At 29.5% G+C, this 22,544-nt stretch carries 20 protein-coding genes and 1 pseudogene; 10 read left to right on the top strand and 11 right to left on the bottom strand.

Annotated elements, in window-relative coordinates; translation table 11 throughout:
- Position 1: 1 nt before the first annotated feature.
- A complete protein-coding gene (locus tag IPK18_01195) occupies positions 2 to 1,315 on the top strand; it encodes a TolC family protein (protein ID QQR98183.1) in 1,314 nt (437 codons plus the stop codon).
- Position 1,316: 1 nt separating this feature from the next.
- Here the strand turns inward: IPK18_01195 and IPK18_01190 are convergent, their stop codons facing one another.
- The 3 genes from IPK18_01190 to thyA form a co-directional block, all read right to left on the bottom strand.
- Positions 1,317 to 2,612 (bottom strand): aminopeptidase P N-terminal domain-containing protein, encoded by a 1,296-nt coding sequence (locus tag IPK18_01190; protein ID QQR98182.1) that lies wholly within the window; start codon positions 2,610 to 2,612, stop codon positions 1,317 to 1,319.
- Between the two features lie 8 nt (positions 2,613 to 2,620).
- Positions 2,621 to 3,109 (bottom strand): hypothetical protein, encoded by a 489-nt coding sequence (locus tag IPK18_01185; protein ID QQR98181.1) that lies wholly within the window; start codon positions 3,107 to 3,109, stop codon positions 2,621 to 2,623.
- Positions 3,110 to 3,345: 236 nt separating this feature from the next.
- Positions 3,346 to 4,227: a thymidylate synthase gene (thyA, locus tag IPK18_01180; protein QQR98180.1), complete on the bottom strand. Its 882-nt coding sequence runs from the start codon at positions 4,225 to 4,227 to the stop codon at positions 3,346 to 3,348.
- Positions 4,228 to 4,392: 165 nt separating this feature from the next.
- On the opposite strand from thyA, the gene IPK18_01175 reads away from it, so the two are divergent.
- From IPK18_01175 to IPK18_01165, 3 genes are read left to right on the top strand one after another with little or no spacing between them, the layout of a single operon-like run.
- On the top strand, positions 4,393 to 4,872 hold the full coding sequence (locus IPK18_01175) for a DUF4442 domain-containing protein (protein QQR98179.1): 480 nt from the start codon (positions 4,393 to 4,395) through the stop codon (positions 4,870 to 4,872).
- 8 nt (positions 4,873 to 4,880) lie between these two features.
- On the top strand, positions 4,881 to 6,860 hold the full coding sequence (locus IPK18_01170) for an acetyl-CoA carboxylase biotin carboxylase subunit (protein QQR98178.1): 1,980 nt from the start codon (positions 4,881 to 4,883) through the stop codon (positions 6,858 to 6,860).
- Positions 6,861 to 6,908: 48 nt separating this feature from the next.
- Positions 6,909 to 8,147, top strand: a complete 1,239-nt coding sequence (locus IPK18_01165) for a chloride channel protein (protein ID QQR98177.1) — start codon at positions 6,909 to 6,911, stop codon at positions 8,145 to 8,147.
- Here IPK18_01165 and IPK18_01160 read toward each other — a convergent pair whose 3' ends face one another.
- Positions 8,148 to 9,905 carry a hypothetical protein gene (locus tag IPK18_01160; GenBank protein QQR98176.1) on the bottom strand — a complete coding sequence of 586 codons (1,758 nt, stop codon included), beginning with the start codon at positions 9,903 to 9,905 and terminating at the stop codon, positions 8,148 to 8,150. It lies immediately after the preceding gene.
- A gap of 2 nt (positions 9,906 to 9,907) precedes the next feature.
- The gene (locus tag IPK18_01155) at positions 9,908 to 11,725 is read right to left on the bottom strand and encodes a hypothetical protein (protein ID QQR98175.1); all 1,818 of its coding nucleotides are present in this window, start codon (positions 11,723 to 11,725) and stop codon (positions 9,908 to 9,910) included.
- A gap of 2 nt (positions 11,726 to 11,727) precedes the next feature.
- Between IPK18_01155 and aceK the strand changes: the two genes are divergently transcribed.
- Positions 11,728 to 13,476, top strand: a complete 1,749-nt coding sequence (gene aceK, locus IPK18_01150; GenBank protein QQR98174.1) for a bifunctional isocitrate dehydrogenase kinase/phosphatase — start codon at positions 11,728 to 11,730, stop codon at positions 13,474 to 13,476.
- A 3-nt stretch (positions 13,477 to 13,479) separates the two neighbouring features.
- Here the strand turns inward: aceK and IPK18_01145 are convergent, their stop codons facing one another.
- Genes IPK18_01145 through IPK18_01135 form a run of 3 tightly spaced genes read right to left on the bottom strand, consistent with a single transcriptional unit; the run spans position 13,480 to position 15,830 of the window.
- On the bottom strand, positions 13,480 to 13,959 hold the full coding sequence (locus tag IPK18_01145; GenBank protein QQR98173.1) for a hypothetical protein: 480 nt from the start codon (positions 13,957 to 13,959) through the stop codon (positions 13,480 to 13,482).
- Positions 13,959 to 14,126 carry a hypothetical protein gene (locus IPK18_01140; GenBank protein QQR98172.1) on the bottom strand — a complete coding sequence of 56 codons (168 nt, stop codon included), beginning with the start codon at positions 14,124 to 14,126 and terminating at the stop codon, positions 13,959 to 13,961. Before IPK18_01140 ends, IPK18_01145 begins: the two co-directional genes overlap by 1 nt.
- A gap of 9 nt (positions 14,127 to 14,135) precedes the next feature.
- On the bottom strand, positions 14,136 to 15,830 hold the full coding sequence (locus tag IPK18_01135; GenBank protein ID QQR98171.1) for a hypothetical protein: 1,695 nt from the start codon (positions 15,828 to 15,830) through the stop codon (positions 14,136 to 14,138).
- Positions 15,831 to 15,924: 94 nt separating this feature from the next.
- Here IPK18_01135 and IPK18_01130 point away from each other — a divergent pair, with 94 nt between their 5' ends.
- The 5 genes and pseudogenes from IPK18_01130 (at position 15,925) to IPK18_01110 (ending at position 20,787) form a co-directional block, all read left to right on the top strand.
- Positions 15,925 to 17,187, top strand: coding sequence for a sugar MFS transporter (locus IPK18_01130; GenBank protein QQR98170.1), 1,263 nt, complete (start codon positions 15,925 to 15,927; stop codon positions 17,185 to 17,187).
- Between the two features lie 759 nt (positions 17,188 to 17,946).
- The gene (locus tag IPK18_01125; protein ID QQR98169.1) at positions 17,947 to 19,005 is read left to right on the top strand and encodes a DUF1016 family protein; all 1,059 of its coding nucleotides are present in this window, start codon (positions 17,947 to 17,949) and stop codon (positions 19,003 to 19,005) included.
- Between the two features lie 229 nt (positions 19,006 to 19,234).
- Positions 19,235 to 19,402, top strand: a complete 168-nt coding sequence (locus tag IPK18_01120; protein QQR98168.1) for a hypothetical protein — start codon at positions 19,235 to 19,237, stop codon at positions 19,400 to 19,402.
- Positions 19,403 to 19,446: 44 nt separating this feature from the next.
- Positions 19,447 to 19,884 carry a hypothetical protein gene (locus tag IPK18_01115; protein ID QQR98167.1) on the top strand — a complete coding sequence of 146 codons (438 nt, stop codon included), beginning with the start codon at positions 19,447 to 19,449 and terminating at the stop codon, positions 19,882 to 19,884.
- Positions 19,885 to 20,284: 400 nt separating this feature from the next.
- Positions 20,285 to 20,787: pseudogene (locus IPK18_01110) on the top strand (class I SAM-dependent methyltransferase).
- Between the two features lie 842 nt (positions 20,788 to 21,629).
- Here IPK18_01110 and IPK18_01105 read toward each other — a convergent pair.
- From IPK18_01105 to IPK18_01095, 3 genes are read right to left on the bottom strand one after another with little or no spacing between them, the layout of a single operon-like run.
- Entirely contained in the window at positions 21,630 to 21,857 is a 228-nt protein-coding gene (locus IPK18_01105) for a Txe/YoeB family addiction module toxin (protein QQR99274.1), read from the bottom strand.
- A 36-nt stretch (positions 21,858 to 21,893) separates the two neighbouring features.
- A complete protein-coding gene (locus tag IPK18_01100; GenBank protein ID QQR98166.1) occupies positions 21,894 to 22,112 on the bottom strand; it encodes a hypothetical protein in 219 nt (72 codons plus the stop codon).
- Between the two features lie 8 nt (positions 22,113 to 22,120).
- Positions 22,121 to 22,489 (bottom strand): helix-turn-helix transcriptional regulator, encoded by a 369-nt coding sequence (locus IPK18_01095; GenBank protein QQR98165.1) that lies wholly within the window; start codon positions 22,487 to 22,489, stop codon positions 22,121 to 22,123.
- Positions 22,490 to 22,544 lie beyond the last annotated feature (55 nt).

Raw genomic sequence — 22,544 nt, 5'->3', positions numbered from 1 at the left:
GATGAATAAAATATATGTATTATTATTTATTGTATTGAATATTTATTCTATAAATGCTCAATCAATTCTTCAGCCAGAAGAAGCCGTTGCATTTGCATTAGAAAAAAGCTTTGATATAATAATTGCAAAAAATGATGCTGAAGTACAGAATATTTATAATAATAAAGCTACTGCTGGTATGTTGCCTAAAATTAATATTACGACTGGAGATGTTTTTAATCTAAACAATATCAATCAAAGATTTGCAAGCGGCGAAGAAATAAAGAATAATTGGATTCCTGTTAATAATTTTAATGCAGCATTAAATCTAAATTGGACAATATTTGATGGTTTAAAAATGTTTGCAACCAAAGATAGATTAAATGCATTAGCATCTTTGGGTGAACTACAATTAAAAAATCAAATACAAAATACAATTGCCAATGTATTGAAAGCATATTTTGATATTGTACAACAAAAACAAAACATCAAAGCATTGTATGAATCATTAAAAATATCGGAAGAACGAATATCACTTTCTGACAAAAAATTCAATGTTGGTTATGCTGATAAAACACCTTTATTACAAGCTAAAGTAGATTTTAATAATCAAAAAATAAATATTCTAAAACAAGAAACAAATCTACAACAACAAAAAATCACGTTAAACAATCTAATAGGTAGAGATAATAGTATCGATTTTGATGTAATTAATGATATTGATATTAATAAAAACTTTGTGTTGCAAAATATACTTGATACATTTAGCATCAATAATTTGGATTTACAAATGTTGAACAAAGACATTGAAATTGCAAAATATCAACATAAAGAAATAAAATCACAACGATTGCCATTAATAAATTTGAATACAGGATACAATTATGCACAGAATAATAGCAAAGCTGGTTTCCAAATTTTTAATAGAACTTATGGGCCGACAATTGGTGTAAATGCAACTATTCCAATTTTTACTGGTGGTGTTGTGAAAAAACAATTAGAAGCATCATCAGTAAATATTGCTACAAAACAAATAAGTTTTGAACAAACTAAGCATAACCTAAATGCACAAATTATTGCGGCATACAATAATTTTAATTATGCATTGAGTGTACTTGAATTAAATGAAAAAAATATTGCAGATGCTAAGGAAAATTTAGATATTACTTTAGAAAAATATAGATTAAATCAGGCAAATTCTGTTGAAATACGACAAGCACAAAGCAGCTATGAAGATGCATTGTTTAATGTAATTGAAGCAAGATACACATCTAAAATTGCAGAAATAGATTTAAAGAAAATTAGCAATACTTTGGTAGACGAAAATAAGAAATAGATTATTTTCCTGATTGCATAATGCTTTCAATTTCTTCTACTTCAATTGGAATATCTGCCATCAAATCTATATTTCCATTTTCGCCAATGTAAATATCATTTTCAATTCTTATTCCAATGTTTTCTTCTGGTATGTAAATGCCTGGTTCGCATGTAAATACATTGCCAACTTGCATTGGTGCATATCTATTGCCAATATCATGTACATCGATGCCTAAAAAGTGTGATGTACCATGCATGAAATATTTTTTATATAATGGATTTTTTTCGTCTTGTTTAGCAACTTCTTCTTTGTTTAATAAACCTAATTTTATTAACTCTTCTTCCATTATTTTGCCTACTTCTAAGTTGTAGTCAGCTAATGTCACGCCAGGTTTCAAAATGGTTTTTGCTTGTTTCATGACATGCAAAACTGCGTTATAGACATCTTTCTGTCTTGCAGAGAATTTTCCATTTACAGGAATTGTTCGTGTCATATCAGCAGCATAGTTAGCATATTCAGCACCAAAATCCATCAAAACTACATCGCCATCTTTGCACATTTGGTTGTTGTCTACATAATGTAGCACACAAGAATTTTTTCCTGATGCAATAATTGGCGAATATGCATGTCCTGTTGCTCTTTGTCTAATAAATTCATGAATAATTTCTGCTTCTATTTCATATTCATAAACACCAGCTTGTACAAGCTTTAATGTTCTAATGAAAGCATCACGTGTGATGTTGCATGCTTGTTTAATGATATCAACTTCGATAGAATGTTTTACAGCTCTAAGTTTTGCCATTATTGGTCCTAATCTTTTCAAGCTATGTGCTGGATATTGTTGTTTTATTTCGTTTGCAAAACGTATGTCTTTGTATGGTACATGGTTGTTTGCTCTATCATTCTCATTGATATTAACATACACATTATCACAATAGGAAAGGAGAGAAGGTAAAACAGCTTCAAAGCTATTTGCCCAAAAAATATTTTGTATTCCAGATGCTTTTCTTGCTTCGTCAATTGTATATTTATGTCCTTCCCAAACTGCAATATGCTCATTTGTTTTTCTGATGAATAGTGCCTCTGTATAAACTTTATTCGGACAATCAGGAAAAATTATAAGTATAGTTTGCTCTTGGTCTATTCCACTCAACCAAAATAAATCTGGATTTTGTCTGAAAGGAAATGCTTGGTCTGCACTACGTGGCATCTCATCATTTGAAAATAATATGGCAATAGAATTTGGTGCTAATTCTTTAGCAAACTGCTTTCTATTTTCTATAAATAATGTATTATCTATTGACGTATATTTCATATAATTAATTAAGCTCTAGCTAATTGTTTATTCACTTCTTTGAGTTGTTTCTTTATTTCGTCACTTTTTATCTTTAGTGCATTGGCTCTTCTAAGATATTCTTTAGCAACTTTTATTTCTCTTCTTTGTGCGTATAATGAGCATAATTGTAAGTATGCAGTAGCTTTGTTGTCATCATCAGGCAACCCTTTTTGCAAAGCTATTTTAATATTTTTTAGAGCTTCTTTGTAATCGCCTTTTTGCATGGCAATAGAACCTAATTGTAAATATGAAGCACCTTCTTGTTGTGGTACTAAGCTACTTTTATTGGCTAAACTTTTTCTAATATTTGCTTCAGCCTCATCTAAGTTTTGACTTGCCATATCGAAATTTGATTTCAACATGTAGTAGCCTTGTCTAACTGGTTTTATTAAAAGATTTGGAAATTTTATACTATTCAATATTTCTTTTGCACCATCTACATCTCCATCAGTTACAAGTTTTTGTAAATACATCATTATTCAATAAAAATATCCCAAAGAATAGTACCTAAACCAAAAAACATAAAAAATCCATGCCCATTGTCCACCTTTTGTGTACGAAAATATGAATTAAAATTCCAATACCTAACACTAAAAATGCTTGCATAAAAACGATATAAAACAAAATACTTCCTCATATTCATAATTGAAGCACAAAAATAATCTTTTATCTCAGAATATTAAAATAAGATAACTTTATTTTACCTATTTATCTATACAGCTACTTCGCCTTTGATATGTGGATGAGATTGATAGTTAATTAACTCAAAATCATCATATTTAAAATCAAATATAGAAGTTACATTCGGATTGATTTTTATGCTTGGCAAAGCATATGGTGTTCTGCTGAGTTGTAGCTCAACTTGTTCTATATGATTGATATATATATGTGCATCGCCAAAACTATGCACAAAATCTCCAAGTTCTAAATTACATACTTGTGCTACCATCATTGTAAGTAACGCATATGATGCAATATTGAATGGTACACCCAAAAATGCATCTGCACTTCTTTGGTACAATTGGCAACTTAGCTTATTATCTATTACATAAAATTGAAATAATGAGTGGCATGGTGGCAATGTCATTTGTTCTATTTCAGCAACATTCCAAGCACTTATTATCAATCTTCTAGAATCTGGATTTCGTTTTATTTGTTCTATTAAGTTGGAAAGTTGATCTATTTCAATACCATTTTCATCTTTCCAGTGGCGCCATTGTTTGCCATACACAGGTCCCAATTCTCCATATTTTATTGCAAAGTCATGGTCATTTGCAATTTTCTGAGCAAATTGTTTCATGTCTTCTCCAACAAAATCATTGCTGTTTTTATATTTCTGATATGGCCAATCATTCCAAATATTCACGCCATTTTTACATAAATATTCTATATTTGTATCGCCAGCAATGAACCATAAAAGCTCTTGTACAATAGATTTTAGATGCAGTTTTTTTGTAGTAACTAATGGAAAACCATCATTCAAATTAAAACGCATTTGGTAACCAAAAACACTAACTGTGCCTGTTCCTGTTCTATCTTCTTTCTTTGTTCCTTTTTCTAATATATGTCTTAAAAAATCTTGGTAGACTTGCATAGTATAAAATTAGGTATTAGAAATGTAGTTTTTTTTCTAAAATACTAACAATACAATTTATATTGTTGAATGTGCTTAAAAATATAACCAAACGTTTGTTTGAATATGATTTTGTTTTTATATTGCGTATTAATTTTCTTTGAATAATAATTTGAAATACGTAACATGAATAAATTATCCAAAACATTAAACTCACTTAATTTCTTACCAGAACCATTAAAAATGAAAGCAATCAGTTTTATCTTAGGTAATACTGTAAAATATGTAGGTACATCTGGTGTACAATTTAATAAAATATCTTCGAATGAATTGGTAGCTTCGTTGGACAATATGACTAAAGTAAGAAACCATATTGGACAAATACATGCAATTGCAACAGCACTTTTGGCAGAAACGGCAACAGGAATTATTGTTGGTGTAAATATTCCTGACAATAAATTGCCTTTGATGAAAAGTATGAAAATAGATTATATCAAAAGAAGCAAAGGCGCACAAACTGCTGTGGCTACACTTAGCAACGAACAAATTGATACAATAAAAAACTCGGATAAAGGAGAATTGCTAGTTGCAGTAAAAGTAACTGATGAAACAGGAACAGAAGTGGTAAAAGCTGAAATGCTTTGGGCTTGGATTTTGAAAAAATAATACTAAATATGACAACTCAAAAAATAACAAAACTATTAGTAGCCAATAGAGGAGAAATTGCCATCAGAATTTTTAAAACATGTAGAATGATGGGCATTTCTACAGTTGCTGTATTTTCTGATGCTGATGAGCATGCTATGTTTGTAAAATTTGCTGATGAAGCTGTGCGTATTGGTGGCAAACAACCAGCAGAATCTTATTTATTAGTAGATAAAATTATTGCTGCAGCAAAACAAACTGGAGCAAATGCCATACATCCAGGCTATGGTTTTTTATCGGAGAAAGAACATTTTGCACAACGTTGTATAGATGAAGGTATTGTTTGGGTTGGTCCAAATCCTAATGCAATAGAAAAAATGGGAAGCAAAATTGGTGCAAAAAATATTATGCAAGCTAACAATGTACCAACAATTCCTGGCTATCAAGGCGAAGACCAAAGCGAAGCAACTATTAAGCAAAAAGCAATAGAAATAGGATTTCCAGTTTTACTAAAAGCAAGTGCTGGTGGTGGTGGAAAAGGTATGCGCATTGTACGAAAAGAAAGCGAATTAGATAAGGCAATTAATGAAGCAAAATCAGAAGCAAAATCAGGTTTTGGTGATGATACACTTTTGATAGAAAAATATTTTGATACATCAAGACATGTAGAATTTCAGATTTTTGGTGATAAACATGGTAATGCATTGCATTTATTCGAGCGTGAATGCAGTATTCAACGTAGATATCAAAAAGTTGTAGAAGAAAGTCCATCGCCATTTATAACTGAAGCTACAAGACAAAAAATGGGCGAAGCTGCAATTTTAGCTTGTAAGGCAATTAATTATGATAATGCTGGAACAGTAGAATTTATTGTTGCTCCAGACCAATCATTTTATTTTTTAGAAGTAAATACAAGATTGCAAGTTGAGCATCCAGTAACTGAAGAAGTAATTGGATTAGATTTAGTAAGATTGCAAATAGAAGTTGCTGAAGGCAATGCAATTCCTTTTAAGCAAGATGATATTAAACAAAATGGACACGCAATTGAAGTACGTTTATATGCAGAAGATCCAGCAAATAATTTCTTGCCAGTTTCAGGCACTATTGTAGATTGGAAACCAGCAAATATTGATGGTATTAGATATGATGCTGGTATAGAAAGTGGCTCAGAGATTTCAACTTTCTACGACCCAATGATTGCTAAAATTATTGCAAAAGGAAAAAACAGAGCAGAAGCAATTGCAAAACTAAATTTGGCATTGAAAGAAACAGTTTGTACTGGATTTACAACAAATAAAAATTTCTTGTCAGCCATTTTAGAAAACTCAGATTTTCAAAATGGAAATTTTGATACGCACTTTTTAGATAATATATTTCAATACAAAGGCGAACAATATACACAAGGAGTATTAGATAACTTGACTTGTGCTGTACAGCATATTAGATTTTTAAATCGTTTGGAAGAACGCAAGGTTGCACAAGGTGTACCTGCTGGTTGGAGAAATAATTTTTATCAAGCACAACAAGAAAAATATGCTTATCAAGGTTTTGAGTTTCTAGTTGAATATATTAATAAAGTTGATTGTTTAGAAATATCATTCGCAGACAAAAAATTTAGTTCTAAGTTTATTCATAAAAATAATAGTAATGAAGTTGTTTTAGAAATTGATGGTATCAGAAGAAAATACAACTATTCTATTGTTGATAATAAATATTATATTTCTTCAGCTACATTAGGTCAAATTGTACTTGCAACTGTTGATAGATTTCCGAGTATTGAAGCTGATGTAGTGAAAGGTGGCTATGTAGCACCAATGCCTGGCGAAGTGACAACTGTATTGGTAAAAGTTGGTGACCAAGTAAAAGCTGGTGATGCATTATTGAAAATGATTTCTATGAAAATGGAAAACACCATAGAAGCACACACAGATAGTGAAGTAGAAGAAGTATATGTTGTAGATAAACAATTTGTAGAAGCTGGTACGCTGTTATTCAAAATGAAAGAATAACTTCTAAAGTGAATATAAATATTTAGATAGTATATTTGCAAACTTAGTTTGAAAGTACTTACTAAAAATATTGAATTAAAATGTATATTAAAATGGTGTGCTGTTATTGCAATCGTTGGAATTGCAGTAGGTAGTGTCTCAGCTTTATTTTTGTACACATTAGATATTGTTACAAGCTATAGAATTCAACATTTTAACATCATTTATTTTTTACCATTTGCTGGATTGATAATTGGATTGTTATATCATTATTTTGGAAGAGAAATTATTACAGGAAATAATTTAGTTATTGAAGAATATTATCAACCCCAAAAGACAATTCCATTCTTGATGGCACCAATGATTTATATAACAACAATTTTGACACATTTATTTGGTGGCTCTGCTGGAAGAGAAGGCACTGCAATACAAATGGGCGTGGCTATTTCAGATCAATTTTCTTTGAAATATAAATTGAATGATGATGAACGAAGATTGTTGATTTTATTAGGAATTAGCGCAGGTTTTGCTGCTGTGTTTGGTACGCCAATTGCTGCTGCAATTTTTGCAATAGAATTAGTATATATTAAAACAATTAAACCAAAATGGTATTTTGTTGTATCTAGTTTTGTAGTTGCTTTTCTTGCTGATTTTGTTTGTAGTGCCTATGGTATTCACCATACACATTATATTATCAAAAGTAGTTTTAATTATTTTAGTATTGATTATGTATATGTTTTTTTATTTGGATTGATTGCTGCTTTGGTTGCAATTTTATTTATTCAGTTTGGAGTTTTGTTTCAAGAAATATTTTACAAATTTATTGCATACGCACCATTGCGTACATTTGTTGGCGGCATTATTTTATTAATAATTGTGCTTGTTTCTAAGAATACAACATATTTAGGCTTAGGTATCGAAACGATACAAAAATCATTTTTAGAACCAGTAAACTATTATGATTTTTTACTCAAAATATTATTTACAAGTTTTACTTTGTCTGTTGGATTCAAAGGTGGCGAAGTAACACCATTGTTTTTTATTGGCGCAACATTAGGCAATGCTTGTGCTTTATTTTTACCATTGCCTTTTGATGTTTTGGCAGCAATGGGTTTTGTTGCTGTGTTTGCTGCATCAACCAATGCACCATTTGCTTGCGCAATAATGGGCGCAGAATTGTTTGGTTTTACTCATTTTCCTTATTTGTTGTTGGTTTGTGGTGTTGCTTATTATTGTTCAAAAACATTTGGTATATATACTGCTCAGTACAATGTAAAAAAGTATAGTATTTTTCTTAAATCAAAATAGTTATTCAATTTCTTGAATTGGAATTTCTAATTGTAGGTAGTGTGTGAAAGTGTTGATTAATTCTTGATGTAAATTGCCGTGTAGTAATTCTATTATTTTAATAACATTAATAATATAAATGTTATTTGTATTTATAGTATTACCAGAATATGTTATACTTATAATTTGATTTTTATTGTCAGAAATTTCTTTGATATTAATTTCGATATTGTAATTATTAGTTGTAGAAAAGTATTTAATAAGATTATTCATAATATCATAAATAATGTATTTAGATACTTCATTGAGTTTTGTATTTATTTCTGCTAAATATTTTATTTTATTTTGATGATGGTTGTTGTATTGCTCAATAATATCATTGTTTGCTGTTTCTAATCCAAACTTTTCTAAAGTTGGTGGTAATAAATTATGCGAATACTTTCTTATTTTTTGTGTTGTATTATCAATTTGCAATAGCATTTCTTTTATCTTTTTTTGTTCTTCAATATTTTCAGTTTTTATGGAAGATAATTTCATTTTGGTAGTTGCCATTAATATGCCAATGCCATCGTGAAGCTCTTTTCCAACACGTTTTTTTTCATTCATTTGTGCTGTGATTGCAGCAAAGTTTTTTTGTGCATGCAATAAACTAACTTGCTGTTTCATTTGCTTGTTAGATTTTATAATTTGCAATACACGTAGCAAAATAGTGCCACTTACTACAAATGCAATTAAGAATGCATTTGAGTACGTAAATATTTGCTTGAAATTGATACCAGTTATATATTTACTTGTACTTGGAACTGGATAAAATAAAAAGAATGAAAAAGATATGAAGAAACTTAGTATGAAATAAAACATTGTTTTCTGTTCAAATTTTAAATAGGATATAATGAATGAAACAATGAAGCATATAACGCAAATTACTATGTAGATGTACTGAAATATTGCGAGCAATTCTTTTACAAAATCAGAGAAAAAACCAATACTTAATGTAACAAGAATTATGATGATACCAACATATAAAATAATTTTTATGTATTTATTTAAAATAAAATTTGGTATTCTTCGTACTATAAATAATCTTAAGAAATTTAGTGTAATAATAAGGTAGCTTACTAAGATTATCTTCTTTATAAATGTATCAATTTCTGGATATTTCGACCATAAAAATTCATAGGCAATGTTTTGTTTGATGAGTAAATACATTGTGCCAAATAGTAAAAAAATAAAGAACCATAAATAGTTTTTTTCTTTTATCAATCTAAACAAAATAAAACAGAAGACAATGAATAGAAACATAATTCCATAAAAAACACCTTTGCTTATCTCTAGTGTTTGTGTGCTGTTTATTTTCTCAAATTTATTCCAAACAAAAATATCATTAATAACATTTGGTTTTGTGTTTAGTATGTCAATTTGTACATTTGCTGTTGAGTTTTTTGGCAATGTATATTCAAAAACAACATCTCTATCATAAAATTTTCTGTCAGAAATTTTTGTATTTTTTCTAAAGGTATCTGTTTTTTCGTAACTGTTATTTTGAAAATAAATGATGATGTATTCAATATTTTCTACAGAAAGTTCAAATACAATATCTATGTTTTCAGCTGCAATATTTTTTATAGAAAATGATTTGTTAGTTAGATTTTTATTGTCAGCATTAACAACAGTTTTAGTATTTATCTTTTTACTTTTTAGTGTATAGTCAATAATATTTTCATTTGCAAAAGTATTGCAACAAAATAGTATAAATATATATGTAAATAATTTATTCAAAATTACTTTGTTTTAATGCAAATTATGTTTGTCCAAATATTTTCTTTGTTTTCAATTTCCATTTGTCCATCAATTTCATTCAATCTATTTTCAATATTTATCAAACCCAATCCTTTTTTTATACTTAACTGTTGATTGATTTTAATTTTATTTTTTATGATTATTTTTACTACGTTATTGTCCACAATATTACATGATAAGTTAATTTCTTTGCACTCAGAATGCTTTAATGAGTTGTTGATTAGTTCTTCCACAATTCTTTGAATGTGATTATTAAAATTATCATTAAAACATTTTTCAGCTAAAACAGTATCAATTTTTATATTTTGCTGTACATTTTCTGGTAGTTTTTTTAAGATATTATGTATGATGTTACCAAACTGATTTTTTTCTATTACACTTGTGTCATCATGCATAATTTTTGCTAATTCATTTTCAGCATATTCAATATTATTCAAAACACTTGTGTTTAGTTTATTAATGTCTTTAAAAAAAATAAAATCTTTAAAGTTTATTTTAATTTGCTTTATTTCCTGCAATATCTTTTTCTCTAAAAACTGGTTGATTTCATTTCTTGTTTGTTTTATGCTGTCTTTGTAAGATTCTAAATTTCTGTTTTGTAAAAAATGCAATCTATTGTATGATATGTTATTTTGCTTGATGATATTTCTATAGTTATAAGTAATAAATATGGTGATTAAAAGTATTTCGAGTGTAATTAATATGGTGTTGATTTGAGATGTAAATATGTTGCTTTCAAACAACTTAAGGTTTGATACATAGTTTAATGACTCCATTGAGTTGTAAATATTATTGTAGAAAACCAACCAAGAAAAAGTTTGCAACGCACCACCAGATAAAACCCAAAGTGCTTCTACACGCTTTGTAATTTTATAAGTATTGATAGATAAATACACAACAATAGCTATGTACACAAAAAATATACTGTAAACTGTATAAGTAAAAACTGTAAAATTTACAGCAAGCGAATCTAAAAACGTAAGTTTTACTAACTGTGAAATAGAGAAAATAATAACAAAAACGATATATGCTTTTATAATGAATTTTATGTATTTATACTCAGTACCAATATTGAAAAATTGATAAGAGAAATTTACATGTTGTGCAGCATAAATCATAAATAAAATGGCAGGCAATATAACTTGTACACCAATACTGTTGTACCAAATATAATGTCGTCCGAGTCCAGAAAAATAGATGTATATCAACAGTGTAATGATATTCATAAACATATATTTACTAAAAAACTTATTTTTACTAAATATATACATAGACAATAGTAATAAAATATATAGAAAGTATGTGCCAATAAATAAGCCAAGTATAAAACTATCTCTATTGGCAATTTTTAGAAACTTATTTTCACTACTCAAAATCAACTTTACACCAAGGTGCTCTTTCTGATTTTTAAGCAGAACGCTGATTGTTGTGCTACTATCTTTGTCAATCTTAAAGCTATAAATATCATTCAAATGTTTTACTTTCTGATGTTTTTGGAAAGTCTTATCACCAAAAAAAAATGTATCAGTATTATGAATGATTAGCACTGAATCAATAATAGGATTGATTATTGTAATGTAAAAATTTGTATTATCTGTATTGTTTTTTATAGTATAATCATAAGTAATATCATCATACAGAAAATCCTTTTGCAATGTGGCATCTTGTAATTCAGTACTAAAAATAGCATCGTTAATTACAATATTATTTTTAGCAAATACAAAATTTGTACATAAAATAATAGACACAAAAACTAATATTCTAATTATAATTTTATAAATTGAGGCTACTTTTTTCATTTATGAATACTACTGAAGATACTATATACAATGTTGCAAACCAAATTGCGAATACTTATGATGAATTATTAGCTAAATTTAATGAAATTACTTCATCTGCTAAACAACTTTTTGAAACAAAAGATTATCAAACATTATTTCATAAACAGCAAGAACGATACATGTTGTATTCAGCAGCAGTAAAATCTTGCATTAAACTGGTTGATGATTGTTTTGAAAGCGGAAAATATAATATAGATACTTGGAAAAAAATAAAAAAAGTATATTCTGATATTATAATCAAAAAACCATATAAGCTAAACTCAGAAACATTTTATAATTCAATTACCAGAAAAATTTTTCACGATAAAAGCTTCAACTTCGATATAGAATTTTTTGATAGAGAAGATTACAAACCAGTTGAAAAAGCGCATGAAGAAGTCTATGATACTATTCAAGCCAATAGCTTATCAGTTTTAGCCATTAAACAATTACTTAAATATTTTAAATTTGATGTGCCTTTCGAAAATTTAGACAATGATGCACATCATATTTTTGAAGAATTAGCACCAAATTTTATCTATCAAAAATCAAACTTATACTTAGAAAGAATAGAAGTATTAAAATATGTTTTTTACAGAAACAGAGGTGCATTTATTGTAGGAAGATTTGTGCATAGAAAATGGAAAATGCCATTTGTAATTCCATTACTCAACGAAGAAAATGGCATTTACGCAGATTCTGTAATTCACACACAAGCAGACATCAGTGTAATATTTAGTTTTACACGCGCATCATTCATGGTCAATACACCATATCCAGCTCAATTAATTGATTACCTAAAAAAATTACTACCATACAAAGGTGTAGGAGAGTTGTACGATTCCATTGGATATTATAGACATGGAAAAACTATTCTATATCGTGATTTTATGAACTATACTATGAATGAAGATCATAATGATAAATTTATCATTGCGCCAGGTATCAAAGGTATGGTTATGTGTGTATTTACATTAAAGTATTATAATTTCGTATTTAAAATAATCAAAGATAAGTTTGAGCCACCAAAAAATATTACACGACAACAAGTAATAAAAAAATACGAAGAAGTAGAATTTAACGATAGAGTTGGAAGAATGGCGTTCGCACATTTATTCGAGCATTTAGAATTTCCAAGAAAATTATTTAGTTTTGAATTAATACAAGATTTTGCAGAACATTGCAAGGAAACAGTAGAATTTAAAGGCGATAAAGTAATTATAAAACACGTATATCTAGAAAGAAAGATGACACCACTAAATATTTATCTCAATGAGGCAAACCATATAGATAAATACAAAGCAATTTTAGATTATGGATATTGTATCAAAGAATTAGCAGCAGCAAATATTTTCCCAGGAGATTTGTTGTTAAAAAACTTTGGCGTTACAAGACACGGAAGAGTAATTTTCTATGACTATGATGAAATACAAAAAGTTACAGAATTAAGATTTAGAAGAATACCACAAGCATCAGAGCACGATGAAAGATTTGGAGAAATAGATGTTTCAGCAGATATCAATGATGTCTTTCCAGAAGAATTCAAATCATTTATGGCACCAGATGGACCAATGGGCGATATATTTTTAGCAGAACACGATGAGCTATTTGATGCAAAATATTGGCGTTCTATCCAAAAGAAGATAAACAACAAAGTATATGTTTGCTTCTTTGCTTACGATAAATTTAAACGATTCAGAAAAGATAAAAAGCAAGACGAAGATTTATAGAGGTTAGTTTTCTTCTGTTCTTATTCTTTTAATATTTTCTAATTCTATAATATCAATTTTATCTTTTGGTCTATTTGTCTCTTTTTTGTTTTTGATTAATTGATTTATGTGCAAAAAAGGCACATCAATATCAAATATTTTAGCAATAGATGCCATATTTAAACAATCACTAAAACTATATTCATTAAGTCCCTTCATTTCTAAAATAACATCTATGTAAATGTTATTTCCAATATAAAAATTTGTCCAACCTGGAATAATGTCTACTGTAATCCAATCGATATCTTCATAACCATATTCATACATTACTTTCCCAAATGCTAATCTATTTGTTGCATTATCTTCTAACCAAATGTCAATGTCTGCTGTAGTTCTATTGAAGCCATGTAAGTTAACTGCAAATCCACCAATCATAATATATCTAACACTATTGTTATTTAGATTTTTCCAAAATGATAATATATTTTCATCAAATATATCCACTAATCATTTTTTTTATCTTGATGATGTGTAACCTTTGCATGCTTTAGCATAATACCAATTTTCATTAATTGTGTAGTCATCAAAAAACGTTCGGTATCTGTCTTTTTTAAATTATTTCTCAGTCTATTGATATGTTGTTCTTCTATACTTTTATTTTCTGTTTTCATATCAAAAAATTAAAACTCATATCTACGATAAGGCAAACTCCATCGCAAGCCAACATTAAAGAAATGTGTTTGCATATCTCTAGCATCATCTATACTATTTTTCTTTCTGTAGATATAGTTTAAGTCTATAAAGATATTATGCCAAGGCTCATAAGTAGCTAAAAAATCTACATAATATTGCTTTGCTTGCACACCTTGTCCAATATAATTGCCAAATTCATTTACAAATTTATAAGGTCTAATTGGATTATTGCCCCAGTTCTCTGTTTTGGTACTTTCACCTACCTTACTATAAATAAATCGAGTAGATAAAAACAATTGTTGAATAGGCTGATACTTTATTTCAGCAATAATTTCTTTAAAATTTGCACCCAATGGATGTGCTAATGGTTGATTGTAATGTGTCCAAGATGTTACAGTATCAGTATGACTATAAGTATATGGTCTACTCACATTGCCTTCCAATTGTATATCTAAATGGTCTACACCAAACGCATCAATATATTTTATACCAAATTGTGCAGCAAACTTATTTCCCCACCATTTATTTGGATGAAATAATCCATAGAATTTGCCTTTTCCAGGCACAGAAAATTCTTTAGAGAAATTAAATTCATCCAAAAGCAATTGAGAATATATTTGGAAATGTTTAGCAAAGTTAGCTTTCAAATCAAAGCCAATGAATGCATTGTCAGGCGAACCCAATGCTTGTTCTATAGAACGATAAAAAATTAATGGATTTAAGTATTGTAGCTCAAAATGATTTTCTCTAGAAAATACCACAGATTCAAAAATTCCTAAGTTCAGCCATCTTGTAGCATTAAAACTTAAATGGTGCATCGCCATATATTTTTTTCCTAGCAAGCCATCACCACCATGACCATAATATTTTGTAAGCTCAGCAAAGATATTCTCATAATTAAATTTCCAAACATTCGTATTGATTTTAAAGAACATATAGTTATTTGTAAAATCAGACAAAAACATAGAACGAATACCATCACCAATAAAATTATTGTCATAGCCAAATTGAAAATGTATATGTTTTGATGGTGTAAATGTTACATAACCTTTTGCCAAAAAGTAATCAAAACCACCATTTTTGTATTCCTTCCAATATCCAGCTCTTGGCACAACTTTATTTTCTTTTACATAATTTCCAATATAATTTGGAAATCTTCCTTGCTCAGACAAAAACTGCGCATAGAAACCAAACCAATTATCAATTTGTCCTCTGAGTTCAAATCCTTTGGAGTTAAAAATTTTAAAATCCTTTTCACTAAAATCATTACCCATTCTAATATACACGGCTGGGTCAATGCTCGCTTTGAAATGTGGCAACTCAACACTCATTAAATGTGCTGGATGTTTGTACATAAAGCCAAGTATAGCTCTATCTCTTCTTTCAATAGTTTCATCTAAGTCAAACTCAAAATTATCTTTATAGATATAGTTGATGTTTTTTTCATCCATTTTCGTTAATTCTATTTCTATATCGCCAGTATCTACTTTTCCAATATAGTCCATTACCATTTTTCTATCATATGGTTTGTTGGATGAGTGCAGACCTTCAATTAAACCAGTTTTTATTTCAAATCTATCTATGTAGTGATATGTTTGAGAACCTAAAGGAATGTAAGTGCCTTGTGCTTGTAGCACAATAGCTTGTAGCAATAAAATAGATATTATAATTATTTTGTTCATTATACTAAAATTACTCAAATATAATCATATTCATTTTTATTTGGTAGAATTATCTGAAATTTCGTATATCTTTGAGATATTATAAAAAATCATTATGAACGATAACAACAATAAAAGTGTAATATTTCAAATTGGCATTATTGGAATTCTATTTTTCATTTTCGGATTTATTACGTGGGCAAATGGTACACTAATTACTTACCTAAAAATTGCATGCGAACTAAACGATACTCAATCTTACTTTGTTGCATCTGCATTTTTTGCTGCCTATTTTATTATGGCAATACCATCATCTTATATCTTAAAAATTACTGGATTTAAAAAAGGAATGTCACTCGGCTTATTGGTAATGGCAATTGGTGCAGCACTATTTATTCCTGCTGCACAAACAAGAACATACACCTTATTCTTAACAGGATTATTCATCATTGGTACTGGATTAGCATTATTGCAAACAGCATCTAATCCTTTTGTTACTATACTTGGACCAATAGAAAGTGCAGCTCAACGAATTTCTATAATGGGAATTTGTAATAAAATTGCAGGCATTCTTGCCATATACGTTTTGGGTGGCATTGCACTCAAAAATGCAGACGAAATCAAAGCTAATCTATTAGTACTTACAGGAAATGATAAAGAAGCATTATTAGATAATTTAGCCAATAGAGTGGTGATGCCATACATTGTTATAGCATCAGCATTATTAGTATTGGCAGTTGTTATTTATTTTATCAATATGCCAGAGCCACCAGAAGAAGTAGAAGACCAAAACAAAGAACATAAAGATGAGCGAACTTCAGTATTGCAGTTCCCATATCTATTGTTAGGTGCATTAGCTATTTTCTTCTATGTTGGCGTAGAAGTTATTAGTTACGATACATTTATTGGTTTCGGCGAACATTTAGGTTATAAATTAGATATGGCTAAAAACTTCCCAACCTACACAGGTTATGCGTTATTGGCAGGCTATGTTTTTAATATTGTAGCCATACCAAAATTCATATCACAGCAAAAAGCTATGCTATTTCTTACAGTCTTAAGTATAATTTTGGTGGTATTATCTATGTTCACAAAAGGAAGTACAGCAATTGTATGTTTTATGCTATTAGGTTTTTCAAATTCAGTAATGTGGCCAGCAATTTGGCCATTAGCCATTGAGAAATTAGGAAGGTTCACAAAAATAGGCTCAGCATTTTTAATTATGGGTATTGTAGGTGGTGCAGTATTGCCACCATTGTATGCACAGTTTTCTACCATTATAGGAAACCTACAATTAGCCTATTGTATTATGATTCCGTGCTATTTGTATTTGTTATTCTATGCCACAGTCGGGCATAAAATAGGAAAGACTAAGTAATTTAATAAATAAACAAAAGTTGCTTTTTCGTAAAAGCAAACGGTGTTAGGAAAATAAAGTCTAAAATTATAAAAATGTTATTGTCATTACCACGAAAGTGGTAATCTCATTATTACTTAGAATTAGAAGATTGCCTTTTACAAGGCAATGACATTAAATAATTTTATCAAGAAAGAAGTAATAAAACGTTCAAGCATCAGCACTCAGCTGACTGTCAACAGCCGACTGCCAACCACCAAACGGCATCAGAAAAATAGCGTTAAGAAAATAAGCGTCGAGCGTAAAGAAAGTTTTGCTGTTTGAAGTTCTGCTTTGGAGAAGCAGAACAAGTTTAAAAACTTTTAGCGAAGACGAATATTTTTAGCGTGATTTTTCTGATGCCTTGATTTTTCTTTGTTACTTTCTTTGTGTCAAGACAAAGAAAGTAAATACCAATACTTGAAATAAATACAAAAAATAAATATTATATTAGTTGAATGAAGGTTATGAAAATTTGTAGTTTGTTGCATAAAAACCAACAAAGGCAGAGATTGGTATAAGTTAAATAAAAGTAGATGGAGTTTTATAACAAATGAATAAGTATAAAACATGGATAAAAGACAAGGAAATAAGGCGATAGGTGATAACACCTGTCGGAGACGGAGGAAAGAAGAGCCAAGTCAACCTACTACCCAAAACATACAAAAAGGACAGACCTTTCAGGCTCAACAAAATAAATAATTTCTAACTTTGCATTGACAAGGTAAATACATAGATATAATGCCAAAGCAACAGGAAATACAATCAAAACAATATCATAAATGGTTTGAAACCATTAAGCGAAAAATAAAATCGGCTCAATTAAAGGCTGCCGTAACAGTAAACACACAACTTATTGAATTGTATTGGGATTTGGCAAAAGACATTGTAAACAAACAACAAGAAGCGAATTGGGGCGACAATGTTTTGGAACAGTTATCAACTGATTTAAAATTGAGTTTTCCCGACATCAACGGTTTTTCAAGAAGAAATTTATATGCCATTCGGCAATGGTATTTATTTTACAGCACCGTATTTGAATTTGTGCCACAAGCTGTGGCACAAATTCCGTGGGGACATAACCGCCTTATTATTTCCAAAATTAAAAACACAAAAGAAGCTTTGTTTTACAGCAATGCAACAGCAGAAAACGGTTGGAGCAGAGAGCAGTTAGAAATTTCAATCAAAAACAAATACTATCAGGCAAAAGGAAAATCAATTACCAATTTTCAAAACACATTACCGCAACTGCAATCGCAGTTAGCAACCGAAACGTTGAAAAATCCATACAATTTTGACTTTTTAGGTTTAGAAGATGATGCGTTGGAACGGGAAATTGAAAATGCAATGCTGCAACACATTACGCAATTTTTGTTGGAGTTGGGAAAAGGTTTTGCGTTTGTGGGCAGACAATATTCACTCACAGTAAGCGACAACGAATATTTTATTGATTTGCTTTTTTATCATCTTCACTTGCGTTGTTTCGTTGTGGTTGAATTGAAATCGGGAAAATTCAAACCCGAATATGCAGGCAAATTGAATTTCTATCTTTCGGCAATAGACAGTCAACTTAAACACGAACAGGATAATCCAAGTATCGGCTTAATTCTTTGCAAGCATAAAGACAAGATAGATGCCGAGTATTCTTTGCGTGATATTCAAAAACCAATTGGCATTAGCGAATATAAACTGACACAGGCTTTACCTAAAAAATTTAAAAGTCAGTTACCAACTGTTGAACAATTAGAAATCCAATTAAGCAAAGAAGAAGCATCAAACAAGGGAAAAAGAAATAATTGATGAAATTAGAAGAATACTTACAAAAAGAAGAGAGGCTTTCATCAGAAACAGCAAAGTTGATTGATAGTCTTTGCGATTATACCGAATTGCCAAAAGGATGCTAAACATCAAGATGCACGAAGGAAAGTAATACAAATACAAAAAATAAATATTATATTAGTTGAATGAAGGTTATGGGAATTTGTAGTTTGTTGGTTAAAAACCAACAAAGACAGCGCATGAGGGACAAATGGCTTATGGGTGGTTTTACTGGGGTGCATCAAAAGAAGAAAATGATAAAAGAAAAGCATTTTACGAAGCAACAAATACAGTAGATAGCTATGATTATATGCTTTGTAGTTTGTTGGTTAAAAACCAACAAAGGCAGAAGTTGAATGAAGGTTATGGGAATTTGTAGTTTGTTGGTTAAAAACCAACAAAGGCAGAGGTTATAAACTAGATATGGCTAAAAACTTCCCAACCTACACAGGCTATGCATTATTGGCAGGCTATGTATTTAATATTGTAGCCATACCAAAATTCATATCACAGCAAAAAGCTATGCTGTTTCTTACAGTTTTAAGTATAATTTTGGTAGTATTATCTATGTTCACAAAAGGAAGCACAGCAATTGTATGTTTTATGCTATTAGGTTTTTCAAATTCAGTAATGTGGCCAGCAATTTGGCCATTAGCCATTGAGAAATTAGGAAAGTTCACAAAAATAGGCTCAGCATTTTTAATTATGGGCATCGTAGGTGGTGCAGTATTACCACCATTGTACGCACAGTTTTCTACCATTATAGGAAACCTACAATTAGCCTATTGTATTATGATTCCGTGCTATTTGTATTTGTTATTCTATGCCACAGTCGGACATAAAATAGGAAAGACTAAGTAATTTAATAAATAAACAAAAGTTGTTTTTTCGTAAAAGCAAACGTTGTTAGGAAAATAAAGTCTAAAATTATAGAAATGTTATTGTCATTACCACGAAAGTGGTAATCTCATATTACTTAGATTTAGGAGATTGCCTTTTACAAGGCAATGACATTAAACAATTCCATCAAGACAAAGAAAGAAAATGCAAATACTTGTAATAAATCCAGAAAATAAATATTATATTAGTTGAATGACGTTATGAAGAATTTGTAGTTTGTTGGTTAAAAACCAACAAAGGCAGACAGGTTTTCAAAATTATTATTTTCCGTTTATGATACCTGCAATAGCACTTGCACCGAGCTTTTGGCTTGGAATTACGTTGTTGGCTAACACAAGTGTAAAAGAAAAACTTGTCGAAAATGGATAAATATCAAGAAACTTTTGATACTTGGAACAAGGTTGCTTCACAATATCAAGACAAATTTATGGACTTGGATTTGTACAATGAAACATACGATTTTATCTGTAATTCATTGAAAAAAACAATTCAAAAATATTGGAAGTTGGTTGCGGACCTGCGAACATCACAAAATATCTTTTATCACAAAGACCCGATTTTGACATTTTTGGAATTGACATTGCTCCAAATATGATTGAACTTGCGAAAAAGAATAACCCCACCGCAAGTTTTTCCATTATGGACAGCCGAAATATCAACGAACTCAACACTAAATTTGACGGAATAATTTGCGGTTTTTGTTTGCCATATTTATCACATTCCGACAGCAAAAAATTTATAAGGGACTCACGCCCACGTTGGTTTTTAACCAACGTAAAAACAACCCAGCAACCTCTACAGCTTTTATGCTATAAAGTGTTCGGTTATCCGTACATAAATAAAAATCAAGTATTTATATGTTAGTATTTTTTGTTGTATAAAATTATTGGTATGCGCTAATTTATTTGTCTTATTTCAGTGCCAACTTTGCGTACTTCGTGGTTAAAATAAATAGTTTAAATTTTTTAATTTGTTTGCTATAAAATATAGCTTCAATTCAGCATCTAAGCTATACAACATTGTTGTTGGTTATATTGCTTGCGTACTGTTCTTGCATTTATGCTATCCGTTTTTAAAATTTTATAATTGGTAGTACTACCAGTTAAAACTTCCTCGCCTCAAACAGGTGTTATCCAAGGTAAAGTAAGTAAATACAAAATTCATCAAGAAATAAGTTTAAAATTATAGCAGAGAAATTGTCATTACCACGAAAGTGGTAATCTCATTATTACTTAGAATTAGAAGATTGCCTTTTTCAAGGCAATGACATTAAGCAATTTCAAGAATAAATTTATAAAATGTTCAAGCGTCAACACTCAGCTGACTGTCGACCGTCGACTATCATGGCATCAGAAAAATAGCGTTAAGAAAATAAAGAATAAAATAAAAGAACGTTCAAGCGTCAGCACGTGGCGAAGAAAAAACGAAACGACTGAAATCATCGTGCAAAAAAAGACTCAGCAAGATATTTATGTTATAATACAAACACTAAACAAGCACAAACAAAACCAACAAGATGATTTAAAGAAGTAAGATTTTTCGAGCTGAAGCCAAGAGCATGGCAAAGTGCCTCAGCTTGAACTTGATTTTTTTGTTACTTTTTTTATCAAGAAAAAAAGTAAGTATTACACTCTTGTATCAAGACAAAGAAAGTAAATGCAAATACTTGAAATAAATACAAAAAAAATATGAGGTTTTGTAAAATATTAGTAATGTCCTTTAGCAGAAAGAACAATAACAACAGTATCATCTTGAACAGAGTAAACAAGTCTATGTTCTTTATTAATTCTACGCGACCATAAACCAGCGTGTTCATATTTAAGTGGTTCTGGCTTTCCAGTTCCAGTAAAAGGATGTTCAGTAAGTTCTAATAACAAAGCATGTATTTTTTTAAGGATAGCAATATTCCCAGATTTTTTATAAATCAATATCATCAATAGACTGCTTAGAAAAATCTAGATGGTAGCCCATTATATGCCAAGAAATTTATTTAAATCTTCTTTTTTTACACGAGTAACTTTAGCATCAGCAACTTGTTTTTTACTTTCCAATATTTTGTTTACAAATTCAGGGTTATAAGGTTTTTCGTTAGTAAGTTCAAATTTTATTTTAAGGGCAGTCATAAATGCTTTTAGTGCATCAATTTGTGAACTGTCATCTGTATATGCTTTAATATTAATAGTTTTCATAATTGATATTATTTAGCTGTTTGTAAATTTTGTTCAAAGAAAGTTTTAAATCGTTTAGTTGTGAGCATTTTATCAATAATTTTAAAAACAGTCTGTTTATCTTCTTCTTCCAATTGTTGAATTAGTCTAATTTGTTCTGTTGTGTTCTTGTCTTCAATAGATATTTCTTTAGGAATTTGACCGTCATAATTAATAATTTGGTCAGTTGTAGTATTAAAAAGCTGAGCCATTTTTTGAAGTTCATCAATAGTAATAGCTCTTAGCCCTTTTTCAATTTTACTATATGCAGATTTATCTACACCAATAAAATTAGCAACTTCAATTTGTTTAAGTCCTTTAGATACTCTAATTTTTTTAATATTTTCTGCAATATTCATTGTACAAAAGTAACGATAAGAAATACAATATACAATATTGTGGATAAAATAGAAA

It is taken from the genome of Sphingobacteriales bacterium (genome assembly GCA_016699615.1).
Taxonomy (GTDB): Bacteria; Bacteroidota; Bacteroidia; order Chitinophagales; family JADIYW01; genus JADJSS01.
Note: the sequence above shows the minus strand (reverse complement) of the source record. Positions and strands in the feature narration are given on the sequence as shown.